Consider the following 11,710-nt stretch of genomic DNA (forward strand, 5'->3'; position numbering starts at 1 on the left):
GGTGTGAGCCGATGACCGAGGACGAGACCCTGGCCGAGGTGCGCGTCTGGGCGGAGCTGCTCGACGACGCGCTGCAGCTCGAGGGGGCCGCGCTCGATCTCGACGCCGTGCTCGGCGTGGCTGGTGTGGCGGCGCGCGCGGTCGTGAGGCCCGCCGCCCCGGTCACGACCTATCTCGTGGGCTACGCGGTGGGTCGTGCCGCGGCCGGCGGTACTCCGGTCGAGGCGGCCTTCGCGGATGCCGTCGCGACGGTGCGCGCCCTCGCCGAGCGGCGGCGGGGCGACGGCGACGGCGACGGCGCGCACGACGGCATCCCCAAGGGCACGGAGTGACGTCGGGCTCATCGGACGTCATCGACTGGAGCGCCGCGCGGCGACTGGCCTTCGACGCCGCCGCGCCACTCGGCGCCGAGCAGGTGGGCCTTGCGGGCGCGATCGGCCGCGTGCTGTTCCGGGATGTCGCGGCGGCCCAGGACATCCCGCACTTCGCGTCGTCGGCGATGGACGGCTGGGCCGTGGCCGGTCCTCCGCCCTGGTCGCTCGACGTCGAAGCGGGCGCCGTGCTGCTCCCCCGCACCGCGTGCCCCGTCGTGACCGGCGGCACGATTCCGCTCGGCGCCGATGCCGTGGTCCGCGCCGAGCACGGGCGTCTCGTGGGGCGGACGCTGACGCTCGCCGACGATGGGCGGCTGCCGATCCCGGGGGCCGACATCCGCTCGGCCGGAGAGGAGGCGCGTGCGGGCGACACGCTCATCGCGGCGGGCACCCTGCTCAATCCGGCGCACATCGCGGTCGCCGCGTCATGCGCGCGGGACCTCCTCGACGTCGCGACTCGTCCCCGGGTCGCCCTGCTGCTGACCGGGGACGAGGTCGATGAGAGCGGCCTTCCGCCCTCCGGCCGGGTGCGCGACAGCTTCGGCCCCCAGCTGCCGGCCGTGATCTCGATGATGGGCGGCACCGTCGTGGCCCACCGGCGGGTGCCCGACCGCCTCGCGGAGACGATCCGGGCGATCGAGGCGCCGGGCGCGGAGGCCGAGCTGATTCTCACCACCGGCGGCACCGGCTTCTCGTCGGCCGACCAGGTGCGTCCCGCGCTCGCCTCCTTGGGAGCCGAGATGCTCGTCGCCCGCCTCGGGGTGCGTCCCGGCGGGCCGAGTCTGCTCGCGCGGCTCCCGGACGGACGCGTCGTGGTCGGTCTGGCCGGCAACCCGCTCGCCGCGGTCATCGGGGCGCTGCTGCTGGCCGCTCCCCTGATCTCGGGCTGGACGGGGCGGCCCCTCGGCGGACTCTCGACGGTCCGTCCCGCTCACGCGATTCCCGGGCACGCGCGAGCGACGCTGTTCGTGCCCTATCGGACGGTTGGCGGCGTCGCAGTCCTGGCGGAGCGCGTCGGATCGGGGATGATGCGGGGCCTCGCCGAGTCGAACGGCATCCTCGTCATCCCGCCCACGGGACTCGAGCCGGGTGAGAGCGCCACCGCACTGACCCTGCCCTGGAGCGAGCCGAGCGGCTCGACGCGCTAGCGGACCGCGAGCAGGTCGATGACGAAGACGAGCGTGCGGCCCGAGAGCCGGTGTCCGCCGCCGACGGGTCCGTAGGCGTAGGCGGGCGGGGTCACGAGCTGGCGGCGGCCGCCGACCTTCATGCCCGGGATACCCTCCTGCCAGCCGCGGATCAGTCCGTTGAGCGGGAACTGGATCGACTCGCCGCGCCCCCAGCTGGAGTCGAACTCCTCGCCGGTCTCGAAGTCGACGCCGACGTAGTGCACGTCGACGGTCGCCCCGGGGGTCGCCTCGGCGCCCTCGCCGATCTCGAGGTCGGTGATCACCAGATCGGCCGGCGCCTCGCCCTCGATGAAGTCGATCTCGGGCTTGGTCTTGTCAGTCGCCACGCGTAAACCACCGTTCGTTCGAAAAAGGCTGCCGAACCACGTTAGCCGGTCGGCGGGGTCAGCTGCTCTTGCGGCGGAACTCGCGACGGTTGCCGGCCTTGCCGTGCACCCCGTGAACGGAGGACTCGCCGCCGGGGGCCGCCATGCGGGTCTCGCCCTGCTGCTTCTTGCGCTCGAGGGCCTCGCGGAACTTGCGCTTCGTCTCGTCGGACGGGCTCTGCTGGCTGTTCTCGTCGGTCATGTGACCAGTCAACCAGACTCGGGCGGGCGGGTCAGGACCGCCGGATCACGTGCTCAGTGCGCGTGGGTGGCTGCGGCGGCGCGCAGCCCCGCGATGGCGAGACCGGGGTCGGCGGCGCCGAACACGCTCGAGCCGGCGACGAAGGTGTCGGCACCCGCCTCGGCGGCCTGAGCGATCGTGTCGATGGCGACACCGCCGTCGACCTGCACCCAGATGTCGAGCCCCGCCGTGTCGGCCACCGAGCGCACCGCCGACACCTTGGGCAGCACCTCGGTCATGAAGCTCTGGCCGCCGAACCCCGGTTCGACCGTCATCACGAGCAGCTGGTCGAATTCGGGAAGCAACTCGAGATAAGGCTCGATGGGGGTGCCGGGCTTGACCGCGAGCCCGGCACGCGATCCGATCGACCGCAGCAGGCGGGCGAGGCCCACCGGGTCGTCGGTGGCCTCGGCGTGGAACGTCACCGAGAACGCACCCAGCTCGGCGTAGCCCGGGGCCCAGCGGTCGACATCCGTGATCATCAGGTGCACGTCGAGCGGTACCGGCGAGACGGCCTGCACCCGCCGGACCATCTCGGGGCCGAAGGTCAGGTTGGGCACGAAGTGGTTGTCCATGACGTCGACGTGCACCGCGTCGGCGGTGGCGATCGCCTCGACCGCGGTCTGCATGTTCACGAAATCGGCGCTCAGGATGCTCGGGTTGATGCGCACGGTCACGAAGTCACCCTAGCGAGCAGCTGGATGAACATGGCGTCGGTGCCATGGCGGTGCGGCCAGAGCTGTGCGTGCGCGACCGGCGGCAGCCCGAGTTCGCGGGTCGCGATCCGGGACAGCACCGCCGGGGTGTCGACCCGCTCGAGACCCGGATGCCGCGCCAGCGCTCCCGAGATCACCTCGACCGTCTCGCTCAGGTGCGGCGAGCACGTCACGTAGGCGATGAGTCCGCCCGGTGCGAGCGCAGCGACGGCCGAGTCCAGCAGCTCGCCCTGCAGCACGCGTAGTTGCGCGACATCGCCGGGCGCCTTGCGCCAGCGCGCCTCCGGACGCCGGCGCAGCGCGCCGAGACCGGTGCACGGCGCGTCGAGCAGGATGCGATCGAACCGCTCGGCGCCGGCCGAGAATCGCCGCCCATCGCCTTCGACGACCGGTGGTGGCGGGTCGAAGACCGCCAGCGCATTGCGCACCAGGCGCGCGCGGGTGGGCACGAGTTCGTTGGCAAGCAGACTCGCTCCCCCGAGCCGCGCTTCCGCGGCCAGGACCGCGGCCTTGCCGCCGGGACCCGAGCACAGGTCGAGCCAGCGTTCGCCGGCACGGACGGGCCGCGCCCGGGTCAGGGCGAGCGCGGCCAGCTGCGAGCCCTCGTCCTGCACGCGGGCACGACCGGAGGCGACGATGGGATTGCCGGCCGGGTCGCCCCCCGCGCTGCGTGCCGCGATCGGCGAGACGCCGCCCGGCTCGCCGACGTCGTGCGGCACGGCGAGCCCGGGAAGGGCGACCAGGCTGACCTGCGGTGCCCGGTTGTCGGCCTCGAGCAGCTGTTCCAGCTCGTCGGCCCGGCCCTCCTCCGCCAGTGCCGCGCGGAAGGCCTCGACGACCCAGAGCGGATGCGCGTGCTCGACCGCGAGCCGCTCATCGCCGACGAGCCCGTCGAGCAGGCGCTCGCGCCAGCCCTCGGGAGGCGTGCGGGAGATCGTACGGAGCACCCCGTTGGCGAACCCGGTCGCCGAGCGCTTGCCGGAGGCGGCGACGAGCGCCACCGATTCGTCGACCGCCGCGTGCGCGGCGACCCGCATGCCGATCAGCTGATGCACCCCCAGCCGCAGCGCGTCGAGAACTTCGGGGTCGAGCCGGTCGAGGGGGCGACCGCTTGCCAAGGCGATGATGCGGTCGTAGTAGCCCTGCCGGCGCAGGGTGCCGTAGCTCAACTCGGTGGCCAGGCCGGCATCCGCCTCGCTCAGGCGCGCGATCGCGAGCTTCAGCGGAAGCAGGAGGTTGGCGTAGGCATCGCTGTCGTGCACGGCGCGGATCACCTCGTACGCGATCCGGCGAGCCGGCTGGATGCGCGGGCCGCTCACGAGGCGACGACCGCGGCGCCGGCGGGACGCCCTCGCCACCAGTCCGCGGCCGGCATGGCACGCCGGCCCGCGGGTTGCACCGTCACGAGCTGCACCGGGTCGCTCGCCGTGCCCACGAGCAGCCGGCCGGCGCGCAGCTCGACCCGACCCGGATCGAGCTGCGGCGCGTCGTGCGCGATCAGCGCGTCGAGCACCTTGATTCGCTCGTCGCCGAGCTCGGTGAAGGCGCCCGGCTCGGGTGTCGTACCCCGAATCCGGGCATCCACCGCCACCGCCGACGCTGCCCAGTCGATCCGCCCGTCGGCCTGGGTCAGCTTCGGGGCCAGGGTCACCTCGCCCTGCTGAACCGTCGCGACGGCGGCGCCCCCGGCCAGATCGTCGACCACCCCGGCCAGCAGCTGCGCCCCCGACTCGGCCAGGGACTGCAGCAGATGTCCCGCGGTCTCGTGCGCGCCGATCGGACGGCGGACAGTGGCGTAGACCTCGCCGGCATCGAGCTCGGGCACGAGTCGGAAGACGGCGGCGCCGGTCTCGACATCGCCGGCCATGATCGCCCGCTGCACCGGCGCAGCCCCGCGCCATCGGGGCAGCAACGAGAAGTGCAGGTTGATCCAGCCCAGACGCGGGGCGCCCAGCAGCGGCTCGCGAATGATGCCGCCGTACGCCACGATCACGCCGAGATCGGGATCGAGGGCGCGCAGCTGCTCGGTCACCGGGGCGAGCCGATTCGCGCGGATCACCGGAACGCCGGCGGCCTCCGCCTCGAGAGCCACCGGCGTCGAGGTCATGACCCGTTTGCGCCCCTGCGGCGAGTCCTCGCGGGTGACCACCGCGACCACCTCGTGCGGGCCATCGAGCAGTCGTCGCAGGCTGGGCACGGCGGCGGCGGGGCTTCCCGCGAAGACGATCCGGAGTGGGGGCACCCGTCGATTCTGTCAAGCTCGCCGGGGCGGGCGCCGCCGCCCTGCCGCCGAGCGCGCGGCCGCCCAGCCGCCGGCTCACTCGGCGAAGGGCTCGGGATCGTCGAATCGCGCCCGCAGCGGCAGCGGCTGACGGCCACGTCGCACCTGACCCGGCACGGGTTTGCGGCGCATCGTGGCCTGCCGGATGATCTCGGAGCGGACGACGGCCGCGACCTCGGCGCCGTGCGCGTAGTCGAAGCGGACGATGGCCCGCGCTCGCCCGTCGACCTCGGTCGTGCCGACCGGATCCACCTCCGCGGGAAGGGCGCTGAGGGCGGCGGCGACCGCCTCCGGCGTCCCCTGCAGCGTCGCGACCCGAGCGGCCGGTGGAAAGCGCAGCAGGCGTCGATCCGCCAGTTCGGCGCGCGCGTACTCGGCCTGACGCCCTGTCACCATGGCGGAGGCGAGCGCGCCTCCGACCCCCACGAGCACGACGGGGGCGTCGTCGGCCGCGAGGGACGCGGCATCCGACCACCAGCGCAGGCAGTCCTCGCCGACGCGCAGGGTCTCGCGCGCCACCATCCGTTCGCCGTCCAGCAGAAGGACCGCGCGATAGCCGCCCGCGGCGATCGGCTCGGCCCCTCGGGTCGCGACCACGATCGCCGGCTTCGCGTCGACGGCCTGGATCGCGCGCTCGCCGTCGGCGACGATCACGCGCACCCCGGGGAACGCCCGCCCGAGCTCGTCGGCCGTGCGGCTGGCGCCCGCTCCCGCCGGCCGCAGACGCGTCGACTGGCAGTTGGTGCACCGCCACGAGGCTTCCGGGGCGCCGCACCAGGAGCAGCTGGGGATTCCGCCGCGCCGGCTCTGATGCAGCGGACCGTCGCACACCCGGCAACGGGCGGACGCGCCGCAGTCCCCGCATCGCAGACCCGGCGCATAGCCGGGGCGGGCCACCTGCACGAGTACGGGACCGGTCTGGGAGCCCGCGCGCGCTTCGCGCCAGGCGATCGACGGGATGCGCGCCTGCGCCGCCAGGCGGTCCTGTGCCGGGATGTTGGCGGTGGGGATGACCCGCGAGCGACGGGGGCGCGTCGGGCCGAGTTCCCGCAGGTAGCCGAGCTCGACGAGGCGTTCGGCCTCGGTCGTGCGGGTGTGGCCCGCGATCACCAACGCGCCGCCCTGCTGCTCCTGCCGGATGAGGGCGGCGTCCCGGGCGTGAACGTAGGGTGCAAGCGGCTCGCCCAGCAGCGGGTCGCCGTCGTTCCAGATCGCGATCAGGCCGAGTCGAGCCGCGGGGGCGTAGACGACCGAGCGGTTGCCCAGCAGCACGACGGGGTTCTGTCCCAGCGCCCGCAGGATGCCTCGGTAGCGGTCGGGATTCGATTGGCGGGCATCCAGGCGCACCACGGCATCCGCGGGCAGCAGCGGCGCGAGAGCGGCGGCGAGCTGCTCCTGATCGCGGTAGTCGGGTGCCACGACGATCGCCGAACGCCCGGCCGCGACGACCCGCGCCGCCACCCGGGCCAGCGTGACCGCCCAGCGGCCGACCCAGACACCGTCGCCGAGCTCGGTGACTCCGGGATCCACCCCGAGCACCAGGCGCTCATCGGCCTCGAGCGCCTCCGTCACCGCATCCGGATAGCCCTCCAGCGCGGGAGCCGCGATCGGCGCGCGTTCCGGCTCGCGGCCGCGCGCGAGCCACGCCTTCTCGACCCGCACCTGGCGCGGCGGGATCGCAAGACGCAGCACGTCACCGGCCGAACCGGCCGCGCGGTCGGCCACGGCGCGCGCCAGGGCCCACACCTCGGGCCGCAGGATCGGCACCGCCGAGGCGAGCGCGGCGATGTCGCTGAGCGGGCCGGGGAAGTCCTGCTGCGAGCTCAGCTCGACGACGAAACCCTCGGCCACACGGCCGGCGGAGCGAAGCGGTACCGTCACCCGCACCCCCGGCACGATCCCGTCCATCCCCTCGGGGATGCGGTAATCGAGCAGTCGGTCCAACTGCGGCAGCGGCGAGTCCACCAGGATCCGTGCGATCCGCGCGGCCGGCACGTCAGAACCCGGCGGCGGCACGCACTGCGTCGACGCGGTCGGTCTTCTCCCAGCTGAAGTCGGGGAGTTCTCGGCCGAAGTGTCCGTAGCTCGCGGTCTGCGCGTAGATCGGCCGCAGCAGATCGAGGTCGCGGACGATGGCTGCCGGACGCAGGTCGAAGACCTCGCGGATCGCCTCGATGATGCGCTCCTCGGGCAGGTGCGCCGTGCCGAAGCTCTCGACGTAGAGCCCGACCGGGGAGGCCGTGCCGATCGCGTAGGCCACCTGCACCTCGAGGCGGTCGGCGAGGCCCGCCGCGACGACGTTCTTGGCGACCCAGCGCAGGGCGTAGGCGGCCGAGCGGTCGACCTTGGACGGGTCCTTGCCGCTGAAGGCCCCTCCCCCGTGCCGGGCGGCGCCGCCGTAGGTGTCGACGATGATCTTGCGGCCCGTGAGGCCGGCGTCGCCCTGCGGGCCGCCGATCTCGAAGCGGCCGGTCGGGTTGATCAGCACGCGTGCATCGGCGGACGGCAGGTCGATCCGGTTGAGAACCGGGCGGATGACGAGCTCCTCGACCTCGGACCGCAGCTGCTCGGTGCTCACCTTCGGCGAGTGCTGGGTCGACACCACGACCGTCTCGACCGTCCGCGGGACGGCGCCGTCGTAGCCGACGGTGACCTGCGTCTTCCCGTCGGGGCGCAGGTAGTCGACGAGGTCCGCGTGCCGCACCTCGGCCAGGCGCTCGGACATGCGGTGCGCGAGCCAGATCGGCAACGGCATCAGGGTCGCGGTCTCATTCGTCGCGTACCCGAACATGATGCCCTGGTCGCCGGCACCCTGCTTGTCGAGTTCGTCGAAGCTGCTGCCCTCACGGGTCTCGAAGGCGTCGTCGACGCCCTGCGCGATGTCGGGCGACTGACCGCCGATCGAGATCGAGACGCCGCAGGAACGGCCGTCGAACCACACGTCGGACGAGTCGTAGCCGATGTCGGTGATCCGCTTGCGCACGATCGAGGGGATGTCGACGTAGCCGTTCGTCGTCACCTCGCCCGCGACGTGCACGAGCCCCGTGGTCACGAGCGTCTCGACGGCGACCCGCGCGCGGGGGTCGACCGAGAGCAGGGCGTCGAGGATCGAGTCGCTGATCTGGTCGCAGATCTTGTCGGGATGCCCCTCGGTGACGGATTCCGAGGTGAAGAGCCGCAGTGCAGAGCTCACGGTTGCCTGTTCGGTCGGTGGGCGGAGCGCGAGTCAGCGCACCACGTCGAGGATACGGTCGGCGACCGATGACTTGCTGCCCTCGGCCTCCGTTACATTACGTCCCGTGGCATCGAGCACGATGACGACGTTCTCGTCCTTGCCGAACGTCTCGGTCCAGCCGACCCTGTTGACGACGAGATAGTCGACGCCTTTGCGCGCCGCCTTGGCCGCCCCGAGTGCCAGCAGGGCATCCCGATCCGGTTCGGTCTCGGCGGCGAAGCCGACGATCACCTGGCCGTCGTGGCGCGCGCCGGTCAGCTCGTGGAGGATGTCGGGATTCTTGACGAGCTTCAGCTCGAGCGTGTCGCCCTGGGTCTCCTTCTTGATCTTGCCGGCGGCGACCGTCTGCGGTCGGTAGTCGGCCACGGCCGCGGCCATGATGATCAGATCGGCCGTTCCCGCTGCGAGCAGAGTCGCCTCCTGCAGTTCGAGGGTGGTCGACACGTGCTGGACGGCGATACCGGGGCTGAGCGGTTCGAGCACGCCGTCGTCGAGATTCGCCACGATCAAGGTCACCTCGCCGCCACGGTCGGCTGCGGCACGTGCCAGGGCGACGCCCTGCTTTCCGCTGGAGCGGTTACCGATGAAGCGCACTGGATCGAGCGGCTCGCGCGTGCCCCCGGCGGTCACGAGGATGCGGCGCCCGGCCAGATCCTGCGGCGCCGTGGAGGCGAGCGCCTCGGCCACGATCACCTCGGGCTCGGCCATGCGCCCCGGCCCGGAGTCGGACCCGGTGAGCTGACCGCTGGCCGGCCCCACGATCCGCACGCCGCGCCCTCGCAACAGGGCGACGTTGGCCACGGTGGCCGGATTCAGCCACATCTCGGTGTGCATCGCGGGCGCGAGCACGAGCGGCGCCTTGGAGGCGAGGATCGTGTTGCCGAGAAGGTCGTCGGCCAGGCCCGCCGCGATCTTCGCGATCGTGTTCGCGGTCGCCGGGGCGACCACGATCAACTCGGCCGCCTGTCCAATGGCCACGTGCCGCACCTCGGCGACGCCCTCGTAGAGCTCCGAATGCACCGGATTGCGGCTGATCGCCTCGAGGGTCGGCCGGCCGATGAAGCGCAATGCGGCGTTCGTCGCGACGACGTGCACGTCGTGACCGGCGAGCACGAATGCGCGCACGACGTTGACTGCCTTGTAGGCCGCGATGCCGCCGGTGATGCCGACGACGACGTTCATGCGCGCGCTCCGGGTGGGGTTACTCCGCGACGGGCTCGAGCGGCGTCAGGACGAGCTTGTCCTCGTTGATCTCGCGCAGGGCCACCGACAGCGGCTTGTCGTCGATCGTCGAGTCGACCAGGGGGCCGACGTTGTCGAACAACGAGCCCTCGTGCAGATCGGCGTAGTAGTCGTTGATCTGGCGGGCGCGCTTGGAGGCGAAGATCACCAGCTGGTACTTCGAGTCGACACGCGAGAGCAGCTCGTCGATGGGCGGGTCGATGATTCCGCTGAACTTGTCGGCCATGGGGTCCTCCTGGACTGTTCGCGAGGCACCGCGGTATGCGGCACGGGGAAGATGGCGGTCGAACGACCGCAAAGCGTGAACGCCCGATCCGCTCGGATCAGGGCACTGCGAGCAATTCTACGACCTCGGCGGCCGCTTGGCCGACTTCGCGGTTGACGATCTTGACATCGAACTCGTCCTGGGCACGTAATTCGACCTTCGCGGTCTCGAGTCTGCGGGCCTGTTCCTCGGGCGATTCGGTACCCCGACCGACCAGGCGGCGCACCAATTCCTCCCAGCTGGGCGGCAGCAGGAACACCAGGAGCGCCTCCGGCATGGCTCCACGGACGGCCCGTGCCCCCTGCAGATCGATCTCGAGCAGCACGCTCCTGCCGTCGGCCAGGGCGGCATCGATCGGCGGACGGGGCGTGCCGTAGCGCCAGGCGTTGTGCACGGTCGCCCACTCCAGGAACTCGCCGCGCGCGATCATGTCGTCGAACTCGGCGTCGCTGACGAAGTAGTAGTGCTCGCCGTCGACCTCGCCGGCCCGAGGCGGTCGCGTGGTGGCAGAGATGCTCAACAGCACGTTCGGGTAGTGCTCGCGGATGTAGCGCGACACAGTTCCCTTGCCGACCGCGGTGGGGCCGGCGAGCACCACGAGCCTGCTGGTCGGCAGCTGGCCCCGGCCCTCGCGGCCGAGCAGGTAGTCCCGCAGTTTCGTGCGCTGGCGCACTCCCAGGCCGCCCACGCGCTTCGAACCGGCGATTCCGAGCAGCGCCATCACGCGGTCGGCGCGTGTGGGGCCGAGGCTCGGAATGCTCATGAGCAGCTCGCGCACCCGCAGCGTCGCCTCGGGGGCCGTCGGCTCGCCCGCCCAGGCCGACTCGGCCACGTCGAGGGCCCGTCGTTCCCGCGCGGCCACCGACTGCTTCACCGCGGCGCGAGCTCGCCGCGCGGCGACCGCGGCGCGGGCGGCGGCGGCCCGGTCGACATCGGGAGGCGTCACGCGCGGCATGCGGCCACCTCGGCGACGTGGGCATCGATCGCCCCGGCCAGCCCGGCGGGGCCTGCCGACAGGATGCTGCGCGATGCACTCACCAGGACATTCTGCGCCTCGCTCCCGAACAGCTCCGGCAGCTGCGCGATCCGCGCTCCCTGGTGCCCGAAGCCGGGAGCGAGCACCGGCATGCCGCTCAGGGCTTCCGTGCCGATCCCGAACTCCGACAGCGCGATCGTCGCGCCGACGACCACGCCGACCGACCCGAGGGCCGCGGTCGACAGGCCGGCATTGCGGGCGGCGACATCGGCGACGACACCGGCCGCGACCGAGAGGCCGTCGGCGCGTCGTGCGGTCTGCGTGAGCTTCGCCTCGGGATTCGAGGTGGCGGCGAGCACGAAGAGCCCCTTGCCGAAGCGCTCGGCTCGGTCGATGACCCCGTCGAGCGAACCGAGGCCCTGGTAGGCGACCACCGTCATGGCGTCCGCCTCGAGCGGCGACCCGGGCATGAGCCACGCGTCTGCATAGGCGTCGACGCTCGTGCCGAGGTCTCCGCGCTTGACGTCGGCGATCACCAGCAGACCCGCGGCCCGCGCCGCGGCGAGCACCTCCTCGAGCGCGGCGTATCCGGCGGCTCCGTGACGTTCGTAGAAGGCGATCTGGGGCTTCACGATTCCGGCTCGGTCGACCGAGGCCTCCACGACGCGCAGCCCGAACTCACGCGCCCCCGCCGCCGAATCCGGCAGACCCCAGGCTTCGAGCAGCGCGGCGTGCGGATCGATTCCCACGCAGAGCTGTCCCCATGCGGTGAACACGGCCGAGAGCCGGTCGCCGAATCCTGGTCGAGGATCGTGCCGCACGGCC

Annotated in this window: 13 protein-coding genes; 2 read left to right on the plus strand and 11 right to left on the minus strand. The window is 72.6% G+C overall.

Going from position 1 to position 11,710, the window contains the following annotated elements; translation table 11 throughout:
- Window positions 1–11 precede the first annotated feature (11 nt).
- Both ACFPJ4_RS05335 and ACFPJ4_RS05340 read left to right on the plus strand, forming a co-directional pair.
- Window positions 12–332, plus strand: coding sequence for a DUF6457 domain-containing protein (locus ACFPJ4_RS05335; protein WP_386739245.1), 321 nt, complete (start codon window positions 12–14; stop codon window positions 330–332).
- Complete coding sequence (locus tag ACFPJ4_RS05340) at window positions 329–1,522, plus strand: molybdopterin molybdotransferase MoeA (RefSeq protein ID WP_386739246.1); 1,194 nt, start codon at window positions 329–331, stop codon at window positions 1,520–1,522. Before ACFPJ4_RS05335 ends, ACFPJ4_RS05340 begins: the two co-directional genes overlap by 4 nt.
- Here ACFPJ4_RS05340 and ACFPJ4_RS05345 read toward each other — a convergent pair.
- From ACFPJ4_RS05345 to pyrF, 11 genes are all read right to left on the minus strand, one after another.
- A complete protein-coding gene (locus ACFPJ4_RS05345) occupies window positions 1,519–1,890 on the minus strand; it encodes an FKBP-type peptidyl-prolyl cis-trans isomerase (RefSeq protein ID WP_386739247.1) in 372 nt (123 codons plus the stop codon). The genes ACFPJ4_RS05340 and ACFPJ4_RS05345 overlap by 4 nt on opposite strands.
- 58 nt (window positions 1,891–1,948) lie before the next feature.
- Window positions 1,949–2,131 carry a DUF5302 domain-containing protein gene (locus ACFPJ4_RS05350; protein WP_386739248.1) on the minus strand — a complete coding sequence of 61 codons (183 nt, stop codon included), beginning with the start codon at window positions 2,129–2,131 and terminating at the stop codon, window positions 1,949–1,951.
- 53 nt (window positions 2,132–2,184) lie between these two features.
- A complete protein-coding gene (rpe, locus tag ACFPJ4_RS05355) occupies window positions 2,185–2,847 on the minus strand; it encodes a ribulose-phosphate 3-epimerase (RefSeq protein ID WP_386739249.1) in 663 nt (220 codons plus the stop codon).
- Window positions 2,844–4,205 carry an RsmB/NOP family class I SAM-dependent RNA methyltransferase gene (locus tag ACFPJ4_RS05360; RefSeq protein WP_386739250.1) on the minus strand — a complete coding sequence of 454 codons (1,362 nt, stop codon included), beginning with the start codon at window positions 4,203–4,205 and terminating at the stop codon, window positions 2,844–2,846. The genes rpe and ACFPJ4_RS05360 overlap by 4 nt, the downstream gene beginning before the upstream one ends.
- On the minus strand, window positions 4,202–5,128 hold the full coding sequence (gene fmt, locus ACFPJ4_RS05365; protein ID WP_386739251.1) for a methionyl-tRNA formyltransferase: 927 nt from the start codon (window positions 5,126–5,128) through the stop codon (window positions 4,202–4,204). Before fmt ends, ACFPJ4_RS05360 begins: the two co-directional genes overlap by 4 nt.
- 75 nt (window positions 5,129–5,203) lie before the next feature.
- Complete coding sequence (locus ACFPJ4_RS05370) at window positions 5,204–7,162, minus strand: primosomal protein N' family DNA-binding protein (protein ID WP_386739252.1); 1,959 nt, start codon at window positions 7,160–7,162, stop codon at window positions 5,204–5,206.
- A 1-nt stretch (window position 7,163) separates the two neighbouring features.
- A complete protein-coding gene (gene metK / locus ACFPJ4_RS05375; protein WP_386739253.1) occupies window positions 7,164–8,360 on the minus strand; it encodes a methionine adenosyltransferase in 1,197 nt (398 codons plus the stop codon).
- A 33-nt stretch (window positions 8,361–8,393) separates the two neighbouring features.
- Window positions 8,394–9,584 (minus strand): bifunctional phosphopantothenoylcysteine decarboxylase/phosphopantothenate--cysteine ligase CoaBC, encoded by a 1,191-nt coding sequence (coaBC, locus tag ACFPJ4_RS05380; RefSeq protein ID WP_386739254.1) that lies wholly within the window; start codon window positions 9,582–9,584, stop codon window positions 8,394–8,396.
- A 19-nt stretch (window positions 9,585–9,603) separates the two neighbouring features.
- On the minus strand, window positions 9,604–9,870 hold the full coding sequence (gene rpoZ / locus ACFPJ4_RS05385) for a DNA-directed RNA polymerase subunit omega (protein WP_386739255.1): 267 nt from the start codon (window positions 9,868–9,870) through the stop codon (window positions 9,604–9,606).
- Between the two features lie 97 nt (window positions 9,871–9,967).
- Window positions 9,968–10,864: a guanylate kinase gene (gene gmk, locus ACFPJ4_RS05390; RefSeq protein ID WP_386739256.1), complete on the minus strand. Its 897-nt coding sequence runs from the start codon at window positions 10,862–10,864 to the stop codon at window positions 9,968–9,970.
- Window positions 10,852–11,706 (minus strand): orotidine-5'-phosphate decarboxylase, encoded by an 855-nt coding sequence (gene pyrF, locus ACFPJ4_RS05395; RefSeq protein ID WP_386739257.1) that lies wholly within the window; start codon window positions 11,704–11,706, stop codon window positions 10,852–10,854. The genes gmk and pyrF overlap by 13 nt, the downstream gene beginning before the upstream one ends.
- Window positions 11,707–11,710 lie beyond the last annotated feature (4 nt).

The organism is Lysinimonas soli, from assembly GCF_042655435.1.
GTDB lineage: Bacteria > Actinomycetota > Actinomycetes > Actinomycetales > Microbacteriaceae > Lysinimonas > Lysinimonas soli.